The sequence below is a fragment of the Amycolatopsis rubida genome (assembly GCF_900115345.1).
Lineage (GTDB): Bacteria > Actinomycetota > Actinomycetes > Mycobacteriales > Pseudonocardiaceae > Amycolatopsis > Amycolatopsis rubida.
Map to the genome: position 1 here is coordinate 367,349 of NZ_FOWC01000009.1, position 21,304 is coordinate 388,652.

The window sequence follows — 21,304 nt, forward strand, 5'->3', positions numbered from 1 at the left end:
GCGTGGGGCGCGCGCTCCGCCCCGGCCGCGGCATCGAGCGTGCGCCCTCCGGCCGGTGCTGCACCGAGCGCGTGTGGCTCTGTCCGAGCGGCGTGCTGCTCATGTGCGGTCCTGCTCCGCGCGCGGCGCTGTTCGCGTGGGTGCCGACCCGTATGTGTCCTCTGCCCGGGTGCGGTGCTGAGCGCGTGTGGCTCTGTCCGAGCGGCGTGCTGCTCATGTGCGGTCCTGCTCCGCGTGCAGCGCTGTTCGCGTGGGTGCCGACCCGTGTGTGCCCTCTGCCCGGGCGCGGCACCGAGCGCGTGCAGCCCCGCCCGAGCGACGGCACCGCGCGCAGCACCGAGCCCGGAGTTCCAGCGAGGGCAGTCGGCCCGGACGGGCAGCCTCGGCCAGCCGTGGGCTCTGCCTGCGACGGTGCGCTCTGCCCCTGCCCCCGTCGTCCGGGGCGAACGCTGCCCAGAGCGGCATGGGCAGGCAAGCCTCACCCCGGCAAACGGGCGCCGACGCCAAACGACGCGACCCGAGCCAGCCGGTGCGGCCTGATTCGGGCCGCGCCGCCAACTCGGGCCGCGTCGTTCGGAAAGCTGTTGAGACTCAGGCGTTGCCGTCGAACAGCGACGTAACCGAGCCGTCCTCGAAGACCTGCTGGATGGCTTCAGCCAGCATCGGCGCGATGGACAGCACCGTCAGGCCCGGGAAGCGCTTCTCTTCCGGGATCGGCAGGGAGTTCGTCACGATGACCTCGCGGGCCTTGCACTGCGAGAGCCGCTCGGTGGCCGGGTCGGAGAGGATGCCGTGCGTGGTGGCGATGACCACGTCCGCCGCACCCTCCTCAAGCAGTGCCTCGGTGGCCTTCACGATCGTGCCGCCGGTGTCGATCATGTCGTCGATCAGCACGCAGACCTTGCCCTCGACCTTGCCGACCACGCGGTTGGCGACGGCCTGGTTCGGCTTGTCCGGGTCGCGCGTCTTGTGGATGAACGCGATCGGCCGGTCGCCGAGCTGCTGCGCCCACTTCTCGGCCAGGCGCACGCGGCCCGAGTCCGGCGAAACGACAGTGATGTCCGCGTTGCCGTACGTCGACTTGATGTGGTCGGCGAGGACCGACTGGGCCATCAGGTGGTCGACCGGGCCGTCGAAGAAGCCCTGGATCTGCGCGGTGTGCAGGTCGACCGTCATGATCCGGTCCGCGCCCGCGGTCTTGAACAGGTCCGCGATGAGCCGCGCCGAGATCGGCTCGCGGCCCTTGTGCTTCTTGTCTTGCCGCGCGTACGGATAGAACGGCATGACCACGGTGATCCGCTTGGCGCTGGCGCGCTTGAGCGCGTCCACCATGATCAGCTGCTCCATCACGTACTCGTTGATGGGCGTGGTGTGCGCCTGGATCACAAACGCGTCGGTACCGCGCACCGACTCCTCGAACCGCACGAACAGCTCGCCGTTGGCGAACGTGTGCGCGGTCTGCGGGGTGATCGTCACGTTGAGGTGCTTGGCGACCTCTTCCGCGAGCTCGTGGTGCGCACGGCCGGAGAAGAGCATCAGATTCTTCTTCGGCGTACCTGACTTCGGACTCATGCTGGCGACTCCCCGTCGGTTCCTGCTGCTGACTCGGACACAACGGTGTCCTGCTGCTGGGCGGCGAGAGCAGCTTCCGCCGCCTCCGCCGCGGGCGTGCCCGGCCTGCGCCGGACCGCCCAGCCTTCGATGGTGCGCTGCGGACCGGCCGACAGCGCCAGAGAGCCCGGCGGAACGTCGTCGCGGATGACCGCACCGGCTCCACTGTAAGCGCCGTCCCCGATCCGCACCGGCGCGACCAGCGTGTTGTCCGCTCCAAGCCGGACATGCGAACCGACAACGGTCTGGTGCTTGCTCACCCCGTCGTAGTTCACGAAGACACTGGAACAGCCGATGTTGCTGTGGTCGCCGACGATCGCGTCGCCTACGTACGTGAGATGCGGCACCTTCGTCCCGATGCCGATTTGCGCGTTCTTCGTCTCGACGAACGCGCCCAGCTTGCCCTTCGCGCCGAGCTTCGTGCCCGGACGCAGGTATGTGTACGGACCGACGTTGACGCCGTCGCCCAGCTCAGAGCCCGAACCGTGCACGCGGACGACCGACGCGCCCGCGCCGATCCGAACGTCGGTCAGCGTGGTGTCCGGACCCACGACGGAGCCCTCGCCGACCGAGCAATGGCCCTTGAGCTGGGTGTTCGGCTCGATCAGCACGTCACGGGAGAGCGTGACGTCCGCCTCGATCCAGGTGGTGTTCGGGTCCGTCACCGTGACGCCCTCGCGCTGCCAGCGGCGCACGATGCGGCGGTTGTACTCGGCACCGAGCACTGAAAGCTGCACGCGGTCGTTCACGCCCTCGGTGACCCACGGGTCGTCGACCACCAGCGCGCCGACCCCCTTGCCGTCCTCGCGGGCGATGCCGAGGACGTCGGTGAGGTAAAGCTCACCCTGCGCGTTGTCGGTGGACAGCCGCGACAGGCCGTCGATCAGCACGGCCGCGTCGAAGGCGTAGACGCCGGAGTTGATTTCGGTGATCGCGCGCTGGTCCGGCGTCGCGTCCTTGTGCTCGACGATCGCGCTGACCGAACCGTCGGCGCCGCGGACGATGCGGCCGTAGCCGGTCGGATCGGCGACCTCGGCGGTGAGCACGGTGACCGCGTTGCCCGTCTTGGCATGCTCGGCCCGCAGGGATTCCAGGGTTTCGGTGTCCAGCAGCGGAACGTCGCCGTAGCTGACGACCACGGTGCCGGTGAGTCCTTCCGGCAGTTCGGCCAGTGCGCACGAAACGGCGTGCCCGGTGCCCTTCTGCTCTTCCTGCACGGCGGTGGCGACCTCGCGGCCGAGCGCCTGCCCGACCCGGTCGAGTTCGGCGCGCACGGCGTCGCGGCCGTGTCCGATCACGACCACCAGATGCTGTGGCGCGAGGCCGGCGGCGGCGCGCACGGCGTGTTCCACCAGCGGCCTTCCGGCGATCGGGTGCAACACCTTAGGAGTGGAGGAACGCATGCGGGTGCCCTCACCCGCAGCGAGGATCAGCGTGCTCAGCGGGCCGCTCACGAGTCTCCCAACGATTCACCGGTGCGTTGACGAGCACCAACGATCCTACGTGGGGTCCTCAGCGCTCCACGCGGGGTCGGTCGGAGCCGTTTCCCCAGGCCAGCCGCCCATGCCGTCGCCTGCCATCGAGTTGGCCGACGCCACCTGGTTGCCACCGCCGCGTTTCGCTTCGTACATCGCCGCATCTGCGCGCGCGAGCACCTGCTCGGCCCGCTCTTGCGGACGCAGCGACACCAAGCCAATGGACAACGTCACACCGTGCGAAAGGTGATGCGGGAGCGTCGCGACCGACTTGGCCGCGCGGCCGAGCGCCATCTTCGCCGCTGACGCCGGTGCGCCGGGCAGCAGCACGATGAACTCGTCCCCGCCGTAGCGGGCCACCACGTCGTCGCCGCGCAGAGCGTCGCGCAGAGTGCTTGCGACAACACGCAAAACGTTGTCGCCCTCGGCGTGCGACTGCTTGTCGTTGACGCCCTTGAACCCGTCGAGGTCGACCAGCGCGACCGCGAGCGGCTGGGCGTCCGCCGACGACGCGAGCGAGCGCAGCCGTTCGTCGAGCGCGCGGCGGTTCGGCAGACCGGTGAGCGGATCCTGCAGTGCCTGCTGGGTGATCGCGCCGTGCTCGGCGGAAAGCCGTTCATGCTCGCGGCGCGCGTTCAGCGTAGCGATCTGCGATTCGCGCAGCGCCCACATTTCGGTTTCCAGCGCGGTCGCGTAGTCGATCAGCGACTGGCTCGCGGCCTCCGGGTCGAGCCGGGCGAGCTCGCGGGAGAGGGTGAGCCGCATCGAGGGCTGCGAGACGTCCTCGGCCAGCACGTCGCGGGACTCGCGCAGCACCTGCAGCGCGTCGGAGCGGCGGCCGGCCGCGTCGAGACAGCGGGCCAGCGCGATCGCGACCAGTTCCTGCTCGTGCGGATAGTGGTGGCCGAGGTGCATGCCTTGCAGCCGTTCGACGTGCTCGGCCGACGGGTCGGGCAGCGCGAGCGCCGCGGCCAGCACGCCGACCTGGTCGACCGCGGACACGCCGATCTTGCGCGGGAACAGCGATTCGGCGAACGGGCCTTCGGCGGCCACCGCCATCGACGCGGCGGTGCGGAACTTCTCCGCCGATTCGTCGTACTGTTCGATCCGTTCGAGCCGAAGTCCCCAGCCGAGCAGCATCTTGACCCGGTTCATCAGCTGCAGGGTGATCTCGTGCGGGCTCGCGCTTTCCCGGATCGCCTGGTGCGCGCGGCCGATCACCTCTTCGGCGGCCTCGTAAACGCCGAGCTGGTTGAGCACTATCCAGCAGTCGATGAGCGCCATCGACTGCATGCGGTTCCAGTTGCGGACGCCGATCTGGCGGTCCGGGATCGTGGAATCGTCGAGGATCGCGAGCGCGCGGGCGATCTCGGTGAGCGCGGCGTCCTCTTGCGCGGCGAGCACCAGCCGGCGCCCGCGCAGCGCGTGCGCGTCCGCGCGCAGCAGGGACAGGCCGTGCCGCCGGGTGTGCGCGAGCATCTCGTCGAGGCGAGGCTCCGCTTCAGCGGCGAGACCGCGGGTGACGAGCCGGGAGAACGCGGAGGCGCGCAGCAGCTGGGCGACGAGCGTGGGCTCCCCCCGGCGCAGGGTCTCCTCAAGCAGCTCGTCCATGATCTTGACGATTTCGAGCTGGTTTTCGTGCTCCTGGCGCTGAACGGCCGCGATGAGTTCCCGCGCGCGCCCGACCAGCCACGCGTCCGACATCTCGACCAGGGTCGGGCGACGGGCGCCCGCGGGGTCGCTCGGTTCCTCGCTCAGCCGCCCCCACTCCCATCGCCCTCGCCGGATGTGCAGCTCCGCCGCCAGGATTCGAACCTGAACTGTCAGAACCAAAATCTGAAGTGCTGCCGATTACACTACGGCGGATCGGTCCAGGTCAGGATAGCGATGATCGAGGACGGGGGCGCCAGGAGGGGGAGGCGTGCGCCACAGGGCCGTCCCAGGGGTCAGGCAATCGGACTTTTCGGGCCTCCACAGCGCCGGAAACCTCCTGTACCGTAACTTACGACACCGTAGGTAAGGGCACCCTTCGCAAGGGGTTGTGAGAGGAAAGAAGTGAGCGCATGACGGCCACCCTCGATCGTTCTCAGTCAGCGGGCGACCCGCCGAAGGGCCCCAAGCCGATCATCGACGGACAACGCGGGATCGGCGTTCAGCTGTCGGTGTACTTCGGGGTGCTGCTGCCGATCGTGGCGCTGCTGGTCGCGGTTCCGTTCGCCTGGGGCTGGGGGCTGACCTGGCTGGACGTCGCGCTCTTCGTCGTGTTCTACGGGATCAGCGGGCTGGGCATCACCGTCGCCTACCACCGTTACTTCACGCACGGTTCGTTCAAGGCCAAGCCGTGGCTGCGCGTCGTGATGGCGATCGCGGGCAGCATCGCGTTGCAGGGCCCGGTGATCACCTGGGTGGCCGACCACCGGCGCCATCACGCGTTCTCCGACCGCGACGGCGACCCGCATTCGCCGTGGGCGTACGGCACCTCGCCGCTGGCCATCGCCAAGGGTTTCTGGCACGCGCACATGGGCTGGCTGTTCGACCGGGACCAGAGCAACCAGGCGCGGTTCGCGCCGGATCTGGTGAAAGATCCGGCCATTCGCAAGGTCGACGACCTGTTCTGGCTGTGGTCGCTGGTGAGCCTGTTCGGACCGGCGCTGCTGGGCGGCCTGATCTCGTGGTCGCTGTGGGGCGCGGTCACCGCGTTCTTCTGGGCGGGCCTGGTCCGCGTGTGCGTGCTGCACCACGTGACCTGGTCGGTCAACTCGATCTGCCACATGATCGGCGAACGCCCGTTCGCCGCCCGCGACCGTTCGGCGAACTTCTGGCCGCTGGCGATCTTCTCCTTCGGCGAGTCCTGGCACAACCTGCACCACGCCGACCCGACCTCGGCCCGGCACGGCGTGAAGCGCGGCCAGATCGACATGTCGGCGCGGCTGATCTGGATGTTCGAAAAGTTCGGCTGGGTGCACGACGTCAGGTGGCCGACTCCGCAGCGGCTGGCTCGGATCGCGGCTGAGGGCAAGTAGCACTCGTGCGTGGCAATCCCGGTGCGAACCGGGATTGCCACGCACGACTACCCTGCGGTGAATGGCGGGGAGACGACGGGCGAAACGAGAAGCAGCGGTCACCGGCGCGCGGCCGGCCGTACCGGTCCCCCGGGTGCGCATGACGGGCAGCGAGCGCAGGCAGCAGTTGCTCAACGTGGCACGCGCTTTGTTCGCCGAGAAAGGTTTCGACGGCACCTCGGTCGAGGAGATCGCCGCGCGGGCGAACGTGTCCAAACCGGTTGTCTACGAGCACTTCGGCGGCAAGGAAGGCATTTACGCCGTCGTCGTCGACCGGGAGACGCAGCTGCTGCTCGACCGGATGGTCTCGACCCTCCACGGTGGACACCCGCGAGTGATGCTGGAGCAGGCGGCCGTCGCGTTGCTGAGCTACGTGGAGGATTCCCACGACGGTTTTCGCATCCTGGTCCGCGATTCCCCGGTCGCCAGCTCCACCGGCACCTTCTCGACTGTCCTCAACGACATCGCCAGCCAGGTCGAGCACATCCTCGCGCAGCAGTTCGCCGCGCGCGGGTATGAGGAGAAGCTGTCCGCGCTCTACGCGCAGGCGCTGGTCGGCATGGTCGCGCTCACCGGGCAGTGGTGGCTGGACGCACGTAAGCCGAAACGGGACGAGGTCGCCGCGCATCTGGTGAATCTTGCCTGGAACGGGTTGTCGCACTTGGAAAACAAGCCCCGGTTGCTCGGCTGAGTCCTCAGCTGCCGGACGGCGCGTTGCTCAGATCGACGACGCAGAACAGGTTGTCGTCCGGGTCGGCGAGGACGACGAAGTCCGGCTCGGGCGGGTAATGCTCCCAGTCGACCCGTTGTGCGCCGAGCCCGATAAGCCGTTCCACCTCGGCGCGCTGTTCGGCCGCGGTGTCGGTGTAGAGGTCCAGGTGCAGCCGCGGCATGGGTTCGGCGGGCGACTCGCTTCGCATGAGCCCGAGTGCGTGCGCACCGCCGGGGTGAGCCAGCGTCCGCCAGGTCGCGCTCGCCCATTCCGGGTCTTCGACGAGTCCGAGCGCCTCGGACCAGAACCGTTTCGCGCGTTCGACGTCGGCGACTCCGAGCACTGTGGTTCCGAGCCGCAGCATCAGGTCAGTTTTCCTTGTGCGTGCAGGTCGTCGAGGATCAGCTGGACCGTTGCGGACACGCGGTCGCGATCTGCGTGGGCAAGCCAGCCGAACGACTCGATCTCGCTGCTCGGCTTCAGCTCGCCGGTGTACTCCGCGGTGTAGCAGGTCATCCGCACCACGACGCCGTCCGCTTTGCCGTGCGCCTGCGCTTCCCAGGTTCCGGCCAGCTGCGCGGAAGCTGGATCCAGTGTCACGCTCAGTTCCTCGGCGATCTCCCGGACCAGAGTTTCGACGTCCGACTCGCCCTCCTCGCGTTTCCCGCCCGGCAGGTACCAGGTGTCCTTGCCTGCCGAGCGCGCGGCGAGCAGCTTGCCGTCGACCACGTGCAGCCAGGCGACTTTGTCGATGGTGGGCATGTCAGCCACCCTACCTCCGTGCGCGCCGGTCCAGGTCCGCGAGCAGGATGCGCAGGAGATCGGCGAGCTGATCGCGCTGCGCCGAGGACAGCGAGGACACCAAGGTTTCCTCGTGTTCCAGCAGATCTCCGACGGTTCGCTCGATCAGCTCATGGCCGGCCTCGGTCAGCTCGACGTATACCCCGCGACGGTCCGAAGTGGACTTCACCCGGCGGACGTGACCGTCGCGTTCGGCGCGCGCGGTTTGCTGGGAGATCGCCCCGGGGCTGACCCGGCAGCGTTTCGCGAGTTCGCCCGCGCTGAGCCGGTACGGCGGCCCGGTCCGGCGCAGCGTACTGAGCAGGGTGCGGGTCGAGGCGTCCATTCCGAGTTCGAGCATCGTCGCGCGCCGGTCGTCCTCCAGCAGTTTCGCGATGTGCCAGATCCGCGTGATCACGCCGATGGACGACACCGGCGTGCCCGGCCGCTCCCGCAGCCACGCCCGCTGAATCTCGTCCACCTCGTCGCTTGACGGGTTTTCCCCGTCGCCGGTACCGTCGTCCACAAGAGGTACTTTAGCAATAAAGGACGTGGGATGAAACGGGAAGCAGTAGTAACCGGGGGCGGTACCGGAATCGGGTACGCGATCGCCGCGGCGTTGGTCCGGGCGGGCGAGAAGGTCACGATCACCGGGCGGCGCGAGGACGTGCTCGCCGAGGCGGCGACGCTGCTCGGCGCGCGTGCGGTGAGCTTCGACGCGAGCGATCCCGAGGCGGTCGAGGCGGCGCGCGACCAGTTGCCCGAACGGATCGACGTGCTGGTGAACAACGCCGGCGGCAACACGGATTTCCTGCTTGAAGGCGGGCGGGACCTGAAGGCGCTCGACGCTGCCTGGACGGCCAACCTCCGGGCGAACCTGTTCAGCGCCGCGTTGGTGACCACGGCGCTGAAGGAGCGACTGGCCGACAACGGCCGGATCGTCACGATCGGTTCGATCGCCGGGCGCACCGGTGCCGAATCGTACGGCTGGGCGAAAGCCGCGGTGGAAGTGTGGAATACCGAAACCGCGCGGCAATTCGGGACGCGCGGGATCACCGCGAACATCGTCGCGCCCGGATTGATCGTGGACACCGAATTCTTCCGCGGGAAGCTCTCCGCCGAACGCCAGGAGCGGCTGGTCGAGAACACGATGACGAAACGCGCGGGCAAGCCGGAGGATGTCGCCGAAGTGGTGCGGTTCCTGGCTTCCCCGGAGGCCGGGCACGTCACCGGTCAGGTCGTGCACGTCAACGGCGGCGCGTACGTCGGCTGACCTCAGCTGGGGGTCACGCGCAGCACTTTGTCGTTGCTGCCGTTGGAAGTCGTCACGTACAGCGAGCCGTCCGGTCCGCTTCGGGCCGCGCGCAATCGGCCGAATTTGTCGTTGAATTCCGCTGGCAGCGTGACTCCGGTGACCTTCGCGGCCGCGTCCAGGTGCAGCAGCAGGAGTTTCTGTCCCTTCAGGGCGACCACGACCAGCGCGCCTTCGTTCGCACCCCACTGTTTGCCGGTGAGGAAGGCGTCGCCGCTGGTCGCCTCGGTGATCTGCCCGGTGGTCCACAATGGACTAACCGCGTCCGGGAACCGTTTGGTGTCGGTCATCGGCACGCTCTCGTCGTAGCTGGAGTCAGTGCCGCCCTTCGACGGATCCCAGCCGTAGTTCCCGCCCGGCCGCAGGAGATTCACCTCGTCGTCGAACGCCGGTCCGTGTTCGGAGGTGACCACCTGACCGGTGCCCGGCCGGATCGCGACGCCCTGCACGTTACGGTGACCGTAGGTGTAGATCCTGCGCTCGTTCGGGTCAGAAGAGGGCAAGAAGGGGTTGCCCGGCAGCGGTTCCCCGGTCTTCGCGTTGATCCGCAGCACTTTGCCGCCGAGGCTGTGCCGGTCCTGCGCGACCGTGGACCGCGCGGTGTCGCCGGTGCCGACGAGCAGTGCGCCGTCGGGAGCGAGCGTCGGGCGGCAACCGGAATGGCGTCCGCTCGGGTTCACCGGCAGACCGCTCAGCAGGTCGCGCACCTTCGCCGCGCTCGCGCCGTCGTCGGCGAGCCGCCAGGTGACGAGCCGGACGTCCACCGCGCGGCCGTTTTCCTGGTGGGTCTGGCAGGTGGTGAACTCGCGCGAGGTCGCGAAGTCCGCCGCCAGTACCAGGCCCATCAGGCCGCCTTCGCCCTGCACCAGGACGTCGGAGAAATCGGCGCGCACGTCGGCCGTCCGGCCGTCGCGGACCAGCGCGAGTTTGCCGGGCCGCTGCGGCACGAGCAGCGAACCATCGGGCAGGAAGGCGACGTCCCAGGCGTGTTCGAGGCCGTCCGCGACCTCCTGTACGGCGAACCGGCCCCGCTCCGGCTCAGCCGGGGCGCTCGCTGGTGCCGCCGAGCAGGCACCGAGCAGCAGGACGGAGGCGAGCAACGCGACGAGACGCATGGGTCCAGCATGCCCGATTCAGCCGCCGGGACGTACCAATCCGGATTCATACGCGAACACGACCGCGTGCACCCGGTCCCGCAGCCCGAGCTTGTTCAGCAACCGGCCGACGTGCGTCTTCACCGTCGTCTCGCCGATGAACAGCTTCCCGGCGATCTCGGTGTTCGACAGTCCGCGCGCGATCAGGCCGAGCACGTCCTTCTCGCGTTCGGTCAGCGTCTCCAGTTTCTGCTCGTCCAGCGGCGTCCGGTGCGCGCTGAGATAGCGGTCGAGCAGGCGTTTCGTGACCGACGGCGACACCATCGCGTCGCCGCGCAGCACGCCGCGGATCGCCACCAGCATCTCGTCCGAAGGAGCGTCCTTGACCAGGAATCCGCTGGCCCCGGCGCGCAGCGCGGAGTAGGCGTACTCGTCGAGGTCGAAGGTCGTGATCACCAGGACCGAGGTGTCCGGCAGTTCGGCACAGATCTGCGCGGTGGCCGCGACGCCGTCGAGCACCGGCATCCGGACGTCCATCAGCACGAGGTCCGGCCGTCGCGCACGGGCGAGTTCGACGGCTTCCGCGCCGTCGCCCGCCTCGGCGACCACCTCCAGGTCGGGCTGGCTGTCGACGATCATCCGCAGCCCGACGCGCACGAGTTCCTGGTCGTCGCAGATCAGCACGGACGTCATGCGGCGTCCGTCCGCAGGGTGGCCGACACGCGGTAGCCGCCGTCCGGCAGCGCGCCGGTTTCGAGCCTGCCGTGGTACATCGCGACGCGCTGGGCCATGCCGGCGAGCCCGCGCCCGGACCCGGGCAGTCCCGCCGCGACCGGTTGCCGTCCGCCGGAGTTCGTCACCTCGACGTGGATTTCCGGACCGGCGAAGACGACCCGGACCCGGCCGGTCGCGTCGGGCGGCGCGTGTTTGAGCATGTTGGTCAAGGCCTCCTGGACGATGCGGTACGCCTGAAGCGCCACGCCGGCCGGCAGGTCGGCGATGTCGCCGTCGACTTCGAGCGTGATGTCGCGGCCGGACTGCGCGACGAGTGTGCGCAACTGGTCGAGCGTCGGCTGCGGAGCGCGCGCGGGTTCGCCAGCGTGCATCACTTCTAACAGCCGCCGTAGTTCGGCGAGCGCGGAACGGCCGGTTTTGCTGATGGTGTCAAGCGTACGGTCGACAGCGTCTGGATCGTGATGGCGTGCGAGCTTCGCTCCTTCGGCGTTCAGGACGATCACGCTCATGCTGTGCGCGAGTACGTCGTGAAGCTCGCGCGCGATCCGTGTGCGCTCTTCGGCGACTGAAGCGCGGCTGTGGGCTTGTTCCTCGGACGCCGCCAGTTCCGCTCTTAGTCGTTCTTCTTCGGCCAGTTGCTCCTTCGCGCGGACGAACGCGCCGAGTGCCCAGGCCGCCAAATACAACGGCAGCGGGCCGAAGATGGTGAGCGTCGGGTTCAGGGTGTTGACACCCCAGGTGAATCCCCACAAAGCGTCGAGCCCGACGGCTGCTGCTGTGAAACCGATGAACCATCTGTCACCGGCTTTGACGAGCGTGTACAGAACCACTGCCATGGCGAGGTCACTACGGCCACGATCGTGTGCCCACACTCCGTTCGTGTAGACGACAGCTACCCCGATGAGAATCAGTACCGCGACTGTGCGCGGGAAGCGACGGCGAAATAGCAGCGGCAGCAGGAACGCCGTCGGGATCATCTCTAGCTGCCAGGTTCGCTGATTGGCGACGTTGGGGCCGAGAGCGACGAAGACGGCGTACAGCGGCAGATCCAGCATCCACTGCTGTCTGCGTAGCCATGGAACCAATCGACGCACGAGAAGAACCTAACGCGGAACTGTCGTCGCGCGCGTCGTTCCGGAGGATGTCTGTGGTCCTCCGAGCGGACGACTTTTTCTGCCGGCCGAGCCGATCCCCGCCGACCAAGGCTCTTCCTACCGTCGAAAACATGTCGATTACCAGGGAGTTCTTCCGGCATCCGATGCGCACCGGCGCGATTGCGGCGAGTTCGGCACGGCTGGCCGGAGTGATGACTGCCGGGCTGGGCGTCGAAAGCGCGCACAGCGTCGTGGAGCTAGGGTCAGGAACGGGCGTATTCACCGAAGTGCTGCTTCGCATGCTTCAGCGCGACGCGCATTTCACGGCGATAGAAATCAACACGCACCTCGTACAGGAGCTACGCGAGCGCTTCCCGTCGCTGCACGTTGCGGAAGGTTCTGCGGAACACGTCGCCGCGTATGTGACGATGCCGGTCGACGTGGTCGTCTCTGGCCTGCCGTGGACAGCCATGCACGCTGCGCCACAGACGGCGGTGCTGAATGCCGTCTGCGAAGTGCTTTCTCCACAAGGCCGCTTCACCACCTTCGCGTACGCGCACACCGCCTGGACACCTCCAGCGCGGCGGTTCGCACGGCTGCTGCGAAGTCGCTTCGCGGTCGTCGAACGCACCAGTGTGGTTTGGCGGAACCTGCCGCCGGCGTACGTGTACCGCGCGGCCTTGCCAGTGCGGTCGGGACTGGACCGTTATGGACAGCCTGCTTCAGCCACTTCTTGACGCTCCCGTGCCGCTCGTCTACCTGATCTGTGCGCTGGTGATCATGGCCGAGACAGCGCTGCTGCCCGGCATCGTGCTGCCGACGCTGTCCACCTTGCTGCTCATGGGTTTCCTTGTGCAGCGTGGGACTTTACAGCTGTGGCCAGCGCTCGCAGTCTGTGTCGCGTCGGCGTTAGCGGGGGACCAGTTGGCGTATTGGGAGGGACGACTGTGGGGTCCGAAGCTGCGACGGTCGCGCGTCGGGCAGCGGATTGGCGAAGCGAAGTGGGACAAGGCTGAAGCGACCGTCGCGCGTTATGGCGTGCCAGCAGTTGTCCTGGGGCGGTGCCTCGCGGGCGTACGGACTCTGGTGCCGCGCGTCGCCGGTTCCGCCGGACTGCCGTACCGACGCTTCTTCGTCGGAAGCCTGTGCGCGGCAGTGCTGTGGGCGGGCGTCGAGCTGACGATGGGGCAGGTCACCGGGTGGGTCGCGCCTTGAGCAGTTCCGCGGTCGAAGCGTCAGCGGGAAGGAAGGTTTCGAGGCTCAGCTCAGCGACGGTCACGTCGACCGCGGTGGTGAACTGCGTGATCGCGGTGAGCAGCCGCAGTTCGCCCGCCGAGCTGGACAACTGCAACGGCACGGCGAATCCGAGATGGTCGCCGGACGGTTCGCCAGGCGACGGCAGGTAGCCGGTGAGTTCGTCCAGCAACGCCTGATGTCGCGGATCGGGTCCGTGCGCCAGACCGCGGCGAGGGCGTTCGAGCACGTGCTGCGCCCAATCGGCGAAGTTCTGGATCCGCGGCGCCATTCCGCGCGGGTGCAACGCCAGCCGCAGCACGTTGATCGGCGGTTCCAGCAGGTCTGCCGCGACGCCTTCGGTGAGCAGGTCGAAGCCGTCGTTCGACGCGACGAGATCCCCGTAGCGGTTCACGGCCAGCGCCGGGTACGGCTCGTGCCCGGCCAGCAGCGCGCGCAGCGACTCCAGCACCGGAGTCAGCGCGGGGTCGTCCAGCCGGGTTTCAGGGTAGACCGGCGCGTATCCGGCGGCCAGCAGCAAGGCGTTGCGCTCGCGCAACGGCAGGCCGAGCGCCTCGGCGACCCGCACCACCATGCCCCGGCCGGGCAGCGAGCGGCCGCGCTCCATGAAGCTGACGTGGCGCTGCGTCGTCCCGGCTTTCAGCGCAAGGTCGAGTTGGCTGAGCCGGCGGCGGGAACGGGCGTCGCGCAAGGCGTCGGCGAACGAAGTGGGCACCTGCGCGATTCTGGCCGAGCTTTCCGGCACCGGGCCATTCCCCGGAGGGAATTGCCGGACGGCACCCCGCGCTGGATCGTCGACGGCGTGGAATTCGGACTTCTTCTTCCTGCCGGACAGGCACAGCTCGAAGCAGGCGGCACCCTGCGTGCCCTCGTCGCATTGGCCCGTGAAGCCGAACGGCTCGGATTCGCGTCGATCTGGGCCGGTGACTCGCTTTCCCGGCCCAGGATCGAACCGCTCACCCTGCTCACCGCGGTCGCGCAGGCCACCGAACGCGTCACCGTCGGCACTGCCGTGCTGCTGCCCGCACACCGCAATCCGGTGCAGACCGCGATGACGCTAGCGTCGGTCGACCTGATCTCCGAAGGACGGCTGGCGGTCGGCGTCGGCGCGGGCTTCCCGGGCTTCAGCGAGCGGGAGTTCGAGCTGGCCGGGGTCGCTTTCCGGACGCGGTTCCCGCACCTGGACGATGTCGTCACCCTCTGGCGCGAGCTGTGGACCGGGCAGCCGCAGTCGTTCCACGGCAAGGTCCTGCACTACGACTGGCTGCCGCCAGCGGTCCGGCCCGCGCGCCCAGGTGGTCCGCCGATCTGGTTGGGCGGCGCGACGCCGGCCGCGCTTCGCCGCACCGCGCTGCGTTACGACGGCTGGCTTCCGTATCCGCCGGACCCCGCGGATTACGCGTCCGGCCTCGCGACGATCCGCGCCGCCAGCGATCGCACGGTCACGCCGTCGCTGTTCCTGACGGTCTATGTCGACCCCGATCCGCGCCGCGGCCGTCGTGTCCTGGAGGACTACGCACAGGCGACCTACCGGCGGCCATTGGCACAGATCAGCACCATCCAGGCGACCGTGACCGGCCCGATCTCGCAAGTCGCGGCAACGGTGCGGCGATACGCCGAGGCCGGGGCGGAGCACGTGTTGCTGCGCGTCGGCTCGCTGGAACCCGGCGCGGTCGAGCAGCAGCTGCCCCTGTTGGCGGAGGTGATCGCCGGGGAGCGAAAACTTGTCGGTGCCGCGACGTAGGCTGGGATGGTGACCGACGCTGTACTGTCCGGACTCCTCCAAGCCATCCTTCCCGACCCGGCGCTGCGCGGCGTTGTCGAGCGCGCCGGCGCCCCGCTGCTCGAACTGCAAGGCGCTGTCGCCGTACGGCAGCTCGTGGCCGCCGCGCTGGCCGAAGACTCCGAGCGCGGCGGCGCGGGCCGTCCGGTGCTGGCCGTCACCGCCACCGGACGCGAGGCCGACGAGCTGACCGCGTCGCTCGGCGCGCTGCTCGGCCCCGATCGCGTGGCCGACTTCCCGTCCTGGGAGACGCTGCCGCACGAGCGCCTTTCACCGCGCGCGGACACGGTCGGACGGCGGCTGGAAGTGCTGCACCGCCTGCACGCCGGGGACGAGGACCTGCGGGTCGTGGTCGCGACCGTGCGCAGCCTCATCCAGCCGATGGCCCCCGGGCTCGGCTCGCTCGCGCCGATCGATCTGGTCGTCGGCGAGGAGCAGAGCTTCGAGGACCTGCTCGAACGGCTTGTCGAGCTGGCTTACACGCGCGTGGACATGGTGGAGAAGCGCGGCGAGTTCGCGGTCCGCGGCGGCATTCTCGACCTGTTCGGGCCCACCGCGCAGCATCCGGTCCGCGTCGAGTTCTGGGGCGATGAGGTCAGCGAGATCCGCGCGTTCGCGGTGTCCGACCAGCGTTCGCTGCCCGGCGAGATCCAGCGGGTCACCGCGCCGCCGTGCCGCGAGCTGCTGCTCACGCCGGACGTCAAGGAGCGCGCGGCGGAGCTCGCCACCACGTACGAGGCCGACGCGCACCTGGCCGAAATGCTCACCAAGCTGTCCGGCGGCGTCCCGGTCGAGGGCATGGAGGCGCTCATCCCGGTGCTCTGCGAGGGCGAACTGGCCCTGCTCACCGATTCGATGCCCGAGGGCAGCCACGTGCTGCTGGCCGATCCGGAGAAGATCCGCGCCCGCGCGGCCGACCTCGTCCGCACCGGGCAGGAGTTCCTCGAAGCCTCCTGGACCACCGCCGCGGCGGGCGGACAGGCCCCGATCGACCTCGGCGCGTCGGCGTATCGCGAGTTGGCCGAGATCGCGTCGCACGCACAGGAGACGAAGCGCCCGTGGTGGACGCTTACCCAGCTGACCAGCGAAGACCCGGACGTCTACCGTGTCGGCATCGAGCCCGCGCCCGCCTACCGGGGCGAGCTGGAACGCGCGATGACCGACCTGCGCGCGCATCTCGCGTCGGGCGGCACCGGCGTGCTCGTCGTCGCCGGGCAGGGCACCGCCAGCCGCGCGGTCGAGCAGCTGATGGCGGCCGAGGTCCCGGCGAAACACGTCGAGGTGCTCGCCGACGTGCCGACGGCCGGGGCCGTCACGGTCACCTGCGGCGGGCTCGCGGAGGGCTTCGTCTCGCCGGAGCGCGCGCTCGTGGTGCTGTCCGAGGCCGACCTGACCGGCCGCGGCGCCACCGCTGGATCGTCCACAAAGGACTTGAACACCAAGATGCCGTCGCGCCGCCGCGGCGCGGTCGACCCACTGGCGCTCAAGGCGGGCGACTACGTGGTGCACGACCAGCACGGCATCGGCCGGTTCGTGGAGATGGTGCAGCGCACGGTCGCCGGCGCGACCCGCGAGTACCTGCTGCTGGAGTACGCCTCGTCCAAGCGCGGCCAGCCCGGCGACCGGCTGTTCGTGCCCACTGACCAGCTCGACGAGGTGTCCCGCTACGTCGGCGGCGAACTGCCCACGCTCAACAAGCTCGGCGGCTCGGACTGGAAGAACACCAAGGCACGAGCCAAAAAGGCGGTCAAGGAGATCGCCGCCGAACTGGTGCAGCTCTACGCCGCCCGGCAAGCCGCGCCCGGCCACGCGTTCGGCGCGGACACGCCGTGGCAGTCCGAGCTGGAAGACGCCTTCCCGTTCACCGAGACCAACGACCAGCTCGCGGCCATCGACGAGGTCAAGTCGGACATGGAGCGCGGCGTCCCGATGGACCGGGTGATCTGCGGCGACGTCGGCTACGGCAAGACCGAGATCGCGGTGCGCGCGGCGTTCAAGGCGGTGCAGGACGGCAAGCAGGTGGCCGTGCTCGTGCCGACCACGCTGCTCGCCCAGCAGCACCTGAACACGTTCATCGAGCGCATGCGGTCGTTCCCGGTCACCATCAAGGGCCTTTCGCGGTTCACACACAAGGCGGAATCGGACCGGACCCTCGAACAGCTCGCCGACGGCGAGGTCGACATCGTCATCGGCACGCACCGGCTGCTGCAGACCGGCGTCCGCTACAAGGACCTCGGCCTCGTAATCGTCGACGAGGAACAGCGGTTCGGCGTGGAGCACAAGGAACACATCAAGGCGCTGCGCACGCATGTCGACGTGCTCACCATGTCGGCGACGCCGATCCCGCGCACGCTGGAGATGTCGCTGGCCGGCATCCGCGAGATGTCGACCATCCTCACCCCGCCGGAAGACCGGCACCCGATCTTGACCTACGTCGGCGCGTACGACGACAAGCAGGTCGGTGCCGCGGTCCGGCGCGAGCTGCTGCGCGACGGCCAGGTGTTCTACGTGCACAACCGGGTGTCGTCGATCGAGAAGGCGGCGAAACGGATCCGCGAGCTGGTGCCGGAGGCGCGCGTCGTCACCGCGCACGGGCAGATGAACGAGGACAAGCTCGAAAAGATCATCCAGGGCTTCTGGGAGAACGAGTACGACGTCCTCGTGTGCACCACGATCGTCGAAACCGGCCTGGACATCTCCAACGCCAACACACTGATCGTGGAACGCGGCGACATGCTCGGTCTCGCCCAGCTGCACCAGCTGCGCGGCCGGGTCGGGCGCGGCCGCGAACGCGGGTACGCGTACTTCCTGTACCCGCCGGAAGCGCCGCTCACCGAGACCGCGCACGACCGGCTGGCCACCATCGCGCAGAACACCGAACTCGGCGCGGGCATGGCGGTCGCGATGAAGGACCTCGAAATCCGTGGCGCGGGCAACATCCTCGGCGCGGAACAGTCCGGGCACATCGCGGGCGTCGGATTCGACCTGTACGTCCGGCTCGTCGGCGAAGCGGTCGAGGCATTCCGGCGGCATGCGGGCGCGGAACCGGCGGAGGACGAGGAACTGGCCGAAGTCCGCGTCGACCTGCCGGTAGACGCGCACATCCCGCACGACTACGTCCCCGGCGAACGGCTGCGGCTGGAGGCGTACCGCAAGATCGCCTCAGCCCCGGACACCGCGGCCCTCGACGCGGTACGCGAGGAACTGGTCGACCGCTACGGCCAGCCGCCCGCCCCGGTCACCCGCCTGCTCGCGGTCGCGGCGTTCCGGCACACCTGCCGCGCCGCGGGCGTCACCGAGGTCGCGGTGCAGGGCAACACGATCCGGTTCGCGCCGCTGCCGTTGATGGACTCGCAGCTGGTGCGGCTGAAACGCTTGTACCCCAAGGCGTTGTACAAGGCGGTCACCAACACGGTGTCGGTGCCGAAACCGACCGAAGGCCCGGCGGGAGGCCGGATGGGCGCGCCGGTGCTGCGGGACCAGGAACTGCTCGACTGGTGCACGAAGCTGTTGGCGCAGCTGACGAAAACGCCAGCGGCGGTGTGAGCGCTGCGGCGTACCTCGCCTGGGCCGTCGCCGGTACCGCACGAAATCGGTGCTCGCGGCGGTCCCGATGGCGAGGTACCGGGCTCCTGAACCGCCGCCGCGGACCTAACCTGAGCGGTAACGGCCACGCTGCCGCCGCACGAAACCGGTGCTCGCGGCGGCTTCCCTGGCGAGGTTCTGCCGTTTCCCTTGGCCACGGCGTGCCCTCCGTGACCAAGCGGTGGTTCAGCCCGTCGAGCAGACCTCAAACCCCGGCGGTTGCGCCGTGGCCAGCCGCAGCGACACTTCCTCCTGCGGCGTGGGCAGCGCGCCGCACCCAGACATCGGCAACGGCCGTGGCCGCCGCGGAACCCGGGCGCCTGAACCGCCGCCGCGGCCCGGGTACACGAGCAAGCCGCGTTCCGGATCCGGCACCGCGTCGAGAGCGGCGGTCACCGCGGGCAGGCGCCGGAAGCGATCCCGTTTCTCTTCCGACGAAAACTCGATCTCCAGCGTCACACCCCAGCGATGGACGTGCCACGTCCACTGCTCGGCGCCGTTGGTCAGCGCGGCCTCGGTCAGACGGTCGCCGTGAGCACGTTGCCACGCGCTCGCCGCGAAGGCCCCGTCGAGGACTTCGATCGACAACCAAGAGTCCATATGTCGACAATAGCCCGCTGGATGCCTCGATGGTGTTGCGTTTCGAGGCCATGTGAGAGGGTAGGCCCTGTGATGCGGATCATGGGGCGCCGCCGTGCGCTGGGCGCCGTTCTCGCCGGAGCTTTCCTCCTCGCCGGATGCGGTGCCGGCCCCAGTCAGGTGGGCATGGCCGCGGTCGTCGACGGTCAGGTCACCACCATCGACCAGGTTCAGGCGCTGCTTGACCGCGCCGTGCAGGAGCAGCCGTATGCCCGGCAGCTCGCCTCGCGGCACCAGCTCGACCTCGTCGGGCGCGAGATCGTGCGGCAGACGCTGCTGCACGAGGTCGTCGTGAAGGCCGCGCGAAAGGAAGGCATTTCCGTCGACGAGGCCACCGTCAGCGAGGCCATGCAACAAGATCCGCTCGCCTCGCCGGTGCCCGAGTCGGTCACGCAGGACCAGTCCGCGGCCGTCACCCAGCTCGTCTGGCGGCTGCGCGATCACCGCGAGGCCATCACCGATCAGTACCTGCAGCAGCGGATCGCGCTGAAGTACCTGCCGACGCTCTCGGTGAACTTCGACTACACCAGCATCGGCGCGCCGACCTCGGAGAGCCAGGCCCCGTCGATCGACCCGAAGGCCGCGCGCAGCCAGGCCATCGCCAAGGCTGAGGAGTACGCGAGCGACCCGGGCAAGATCCAGGCCGACATCCAGAGCGGCGCGCAGGGCAACGTGGGCCAGCAGGCTCCCGCGCTCTCGTCGCCGCAGGACGCCGCGACCGTGCTGTTCGGCGTGCCCGCGAACACCGCGATCGCGTTCCAGCCGAACCCGGCGAGCGCGCCGACCTGGTGGGTCACCGCCGTGGTGCGGAAGCGGACGACGGACTCGAAAGTCGCCACCGACCAGGTCCAGCAGCCGACCGCGGCTCAGCTGGGCGCGATCGGCGTGCGGATGCTCCAGCCGTACGTTGGCAGCGTGAACTTCAAAATCAACCCGCGCTACGGAGTGTGGGACGCAGTCGGCATGAACCTCGCCCCCAGCGCGGCCGAGGTGACGGGCGTGGCCGTGCCGCTGCACGGCGGTGCCCCGGCGCAGCAGTGACCGGCACCGTAGTCCTGGTCCGGGGCGCGACCCTGCCCGCAGCTGCTCTGCCTCTGCTTCGCACCAGTGCCGTGTACGCCGCGACCGACGTCGACCCCGCGCAGTTCGGTGTCCCACCGGCAGGCGAGTCCTTCGCGGACATCGTGCTGCTCGCCGCTTCCCGCACCGAACCGACTGCGGCCGCCATGCTCGCCGCCGGTGCGCGGTTGATCGAAACCCCTGTGCCCCCGCTCGTCGAAGCGGTCGAGGTCATGGACCGCCTGCGCTCGCCGGGCGGCTGCCCGTGGGACGCCCGGCAGACGCACGAATCCCTGCGGCAGTACCTGGTCGAGGAAACGTACGAACTGCTGGAAGCCATCGAGGACAACGACCGCGCGGCCTTGCGCGAGGAACTGGGCGATGTCCTCCTTCAGGTCTTGTTCCACGCCCGCGTAGCCGCCGAACACGGCCGTGCGCCCTTCACCATCGACGACGTAGCCAGCGACCTGGTGGACAAACTGGTAGGCCGCCACCCCAACGTCTTCGCCGACGCGGCCCGGATCGCCTCGGCCGAGCACCAGGAACTGAAGTGGGAAGAGCTGAAGCAGGCCGAGAAGCAACGCAAGTCCATTGTGGACGGCGTCGCGCTTGGCCAGCCCGCGGTCGCACTGGCCGGAAAACTGGGCCAGCGCAGCGGCCGGGCCGGGATCCCGCTGGACCTGTTCCCGCAGGACTCCTCGGCCCCCGCCCAGCTCTTCCGAACGGCGGCCACCGCCCGCCGGGGCGGGTTGGATCCCGAAGGCGAACTGAGGGCGGTGGCGAAGCAGTTCGCCCGCGACATCCGCGCCGCGGAGACGTCCGCTCGGCGGGCCGGGGTCGAACCGGCGACGCTGGAAGCTGAAGGCTGGCGGAAGTTCTGGCCCTCGGCCTGAGCCGGTTTCGCTGCGCTGCTCGGGTTCCCGCGGCGAGGGCGTGATGGGCGGCTGGTGGGATCTTTTCGCCTGGGGATCTGGTGCGAGGCTTGCTTTCCTCGCTGCCTGATGCGATCGTCGCCCGTGCCGTGCCGTGCCGTGCCGTGCCGTGCCGTGCCGTGCCGTGCCGTGCCGTGCCGTGCCGTGCCGTGCCGTGCCGTGCCGTGCCGTGCCGTG

At 69.2% G+C, this 21,304-nt stretch carries 20 protein-coding genes and 1 tRNA gene; 9 read left to right on the forward strand and 12 right to left on the reverse strand.

All coding sequences use genetic code 11. The features are described from left to right. Positions 1-591: 591 nt before the first annotated feature. The 4 genes from BM362_RS31260 to BM362_RS31275 all read right to left on the reverse strand — a co-directional run bounded on the left by BM362_RS31260 (position 592) and on the right by BM362_RS31275 (position 4,952). Complete coding sequence (locus BM362_RS31260) at positions 592-1,572, reverse strand: ribose-phosphate diphosphokinase (protein WP_067575595.1); 981 nt, start codon at positions 1,570-1,572, stop codon at positions 592-594. Continuing rightward, the gene (gene glmU, locus BM362_RS31265) at positions 1,569-3,065 is read right to left on the reverse strand and encodes a bifunctional UDP-N-acetylglucosamine diphosphorylase/glucosamine-1-phosphate N-acetyltransferase GlmU (RefSeq protein WP_067575597.1); all 1,497 of its coding nucleotides are present in this window, start codon (positions 3,063-3,065) and stop codon (positions 1,569-1,571) included. Before glmU ends, BM362_RS31260 begins: the two co-directional genes overlap by 4 nt. Positions 3,066-3,110: 45 nt before the next feature. Continuing rightward, positions 3,111-4,790 (reverse strand): GGDEF domain-containing protein, encoded by a 1,680-nt coding sequence (locus BM362_RS31270; protein WP_067575598.1) that lies wholly within the window; start codon positions 4,788-4,790, stop codon positions 3,111-3,113. A 90-nt stretch (positions 4,791-4,880) separates the two neighbouring features. Further along, positions 4,881-4,952, reverse strand: a tRNA-Gln gene (locus BM362_RS31275). Between the two features lie 197 nt (positions 4,953-5,149). Between BM362_RS31275 and BM362_RS31280 the strand changes: the two genes are divergently transcribed. After that, positions 5,150-6,109: an acyl-CoA desaturase gene (locus BM362_RS31280; RefSeq protein WP_067575599.1), complete on the forward strand. Its 960-nt coding sequence runs from the start codon at positions 5,150-5,152 to the stop codon at positions 6,107-6,109. A 139-nt stretch (positions 6,110-6,248) separates the two neighbouring features. Continuing rightward, a complete protein-coding gene (locus tag BM362_RS31285; protein WP_033288150.1) occupies positions 6,249-6,839 on the forward strand; it encodes a TetR/AcrR family transcriptional regulator in 591 nt (196 codons plus the stop codon). 4 nt (positions 6,840-6,843) lie between these two features. Here the strand turns inward: BM362_RS31285 and BM362_RS31290 are convergent, their stop codons facing one another. From BM362_RS31290 to BM362_RS31300, 3 genes are read right to left on the reverse strand one after another with little or no spacing between them, the layout of a single operon-like run. Next, positions 6,844-7,224 carry a VOC family protein gene (locus BM362_RS31290; RefSeq protein ID WP_067575600.1) on the reverse strand — a complete coding sequence of 127 codons (381 nt, stop codon included), beginning with the start codon at positions 7,222-7,224 and terminating at the stop codon, positions 6,844-6,846. After that, positions 7,224-7,622: an NUDIX hydrolase gene (locus BM362_RS31295; protein WP_093575573.1), complete on the reverse strand. Its 399-nt coding sequence runs from the start codon at positions 7,620-7,622 to the stop codon at positions 7,224-7,226. The genes BM362_RS31290 and BM362_RS31295 overlap by 1 nt, the downstream gene beginning before the upstream one ends. Before the next feature lie 10 nt (positions 7,623-7,632). Next, a complete protein-coding gene (locus tag BM362_RS31300; protein ID WP_093575539.1) occupies positions 7,633-8,166 on the reverse strand; it encodes a MarR family winged helix-turn-helix transcriptional regulator in 534 nt (177 codons plus the stop codon). Positions 8,167-8,196: 30 nt separating this feature from the next. Between BM362_RS31300 and BM362_RS31305 the strand changes: the two genes are divergently transcribed. After that, entirely contained in the window at positions 8,197-8,913 is a 717-nt protein-coding gene (locus BM362_RS31305) for an SDR family NAD(P)-dependent oxidoreductase (protein WP_067575602.1), read from the forward strand. Positions 8,914-8,915: 2 nt separating this feature from the next. On the opposite strand, the gene BM362_RS31310 is transcribed toward BM362_RS31305, so the two are convergent. From BM362_RS31310 to BM362_RS31320, 3 genes are read right to left on the reverse strand one after another with little or no spacing between them, the layout of a single operon-like run. Next, positions 8,916-10,067: a PQQ-dependent sugar dehydrogenase gene (locus tag BM362_RS31310; protein WP_093575540.1), complete on the reverse strand. Its 1,152-nt coding sequence runs from the start codon at positions 10,065-10,067 to the stop codon at positions 8,916-8,918. 18 nt (positions 10,068-10,085) lie between these two features. After that, the gene (locus BM362_RS31315) at positions 10,086-10,739 is read right to left on the reverse strand and encodes a response regulator (RefSeq protein ID WP_067575603.1); all 654 of its coding nucleotides are present in this window, start codon (positions 10,737-10,739) and stop codon (positions 10,086-10,088) included. Next, positions 10,736-11,875 (reverse strand): sensor histidine kinase, encoded by a 1,140-nt coding sequence (locus tag BM362_RS31320; protein ID WP_425285738.1) that lies wholly within the window; start codon positions 11,873-11,875, stop codon positions 10,736-10,738. Before BM362_RS31320 ends, BM362_RS31315 begins: the two co-directional genes overlap by 4 nt. Positions 11,876-12,006: 131 nt before the next feature. Here BM362_RS31320 and BM362_RS31325 point away from each other — a divergent pair, with 131 nt between their 5' ends. Both BM362_RS31325 and BM362_RS31330 read left to right on the forward strand, forming a co-directional pair. Then, positions 12,007-12,612, forward strand: coding sequence for a class I SAM-dependent methyltransferase (locus tag BM362_RS31325; RefSeq protein WP_067576514.1), 606 nt, complete (start codon positions 12,007-12,009; stop codon positions 12,610-12,612). Next, positions 12,584-13,090 carry a DedA family protein gene (locus tag BM362_RS31330; protein WP_067575605.1) on the forward strand — a complete coding sequence of 169 codons (507 nt, stop codon included), beginning with the start codon at positions 12,584-12,586 and terminating at the stop codon, positions 13,088-13,090. Before BM362_RS31325 ends, BM362_RS31330 begins: the two co-directional genes overlap by 29 nt. Here BM362_RS31330 and BM362_RS31335 read toward each other — a convergent pair. Next, the gene (locus tag BM362_RS31335; protein ID WP_067576513.1) at positions 13,068-13,844 is read right to left on the reverse strand and encodes a helix-turn-helix transcriptional regulator; all 777 of its coding nucleotides are present in this window, start codon (positions 13,842-13,844) and stop codon (positions 13,068-13,070) included. The two genes, BM362_RS31330 and BM362_RS31335, sit on opposite strands and share 23 nt — an antisense overlap. 87 nt (positions 13,845-13,931) lie before the next feature. On the opposite strand from BM362_RS31335, the gene BM362_RS31340 reads away from it, so the two are divergent. Both BM362_RS31340 and mfd read left to right on the forward strand, forming a co-directional pair. Next, positions 13,932-14,873, forward strand: a complete 942-nt coding sequence (locus BM362_RS31340) for an LLM class flavin-dependent oxidoreductase (RefSeq protein ID WP_093575574.1) — start codon at positions 13,932-13,934, stop codon at positions 14,871-14,873. A 6-nt stretch (positions 14,874-14,879) separates the two neighbouring features. Next, entirely contained in the window at positions 14,880-18,458 is a 3,579-nt protein-coding gene (gene mfd / locus BM362_RS31345; RefSeq protein WP_167545502.1) for a transcription-repair coupling factor, read from the forward strand. Positions 18,459-18,683: 225 nt separating this feature from the next. Here mfd and BM362_RS31350 read toward each other — a convergent pair whose 3' ends face one another. After that, positions 18,684-19,097 carry a hypothetical protein gene (locus tag BM362_RS31350; protein WP_067575606.1) on the reverse strand — a complete coding sequence of 138 codons (414 nt, stop codon included), beginning with the start codon at positions 19,095-19,097 and terminating at the stop codon, positions 18,684-18,686. 81 nt (positions 19,098-19,178) lie between these two features. Here BM362_RS31350 and BM362_RS31355 point away from each other — a divergent pair, with 81 nt between their 5' ends. Beyond that, on the forward strand, positions 19,179-20,177 hold the full coding sequence (locus BM362_RS31355) for a SurA N-terminal domain-containing protein (protein ID WP_338080525.1): 999 nt from the start codon (positions 19,179-19,181) through the stop codon (positions 20,175-20,177). Then, positions 20,174-21,088 carry a nucleoside triphosphate pyrophosphohydrolase gene (locus BM362_RS31360; RefSeq protein WP_067575608.1) on the forward strand — a complete coding sequence of 305 codons (915 nt, stop codon included), beginning with the start codon at positions 20,174-20,176 and terminating at the stop codon, positions 21,086-21,088. The genes BM362_RS31355 and BM362_RS31360 overlap by 4 nt, the downstream gene beginning before the upstream one ends. The last annotated feature ends 216 nt before the right edge of the window (positions 21,089-21,304 follow it).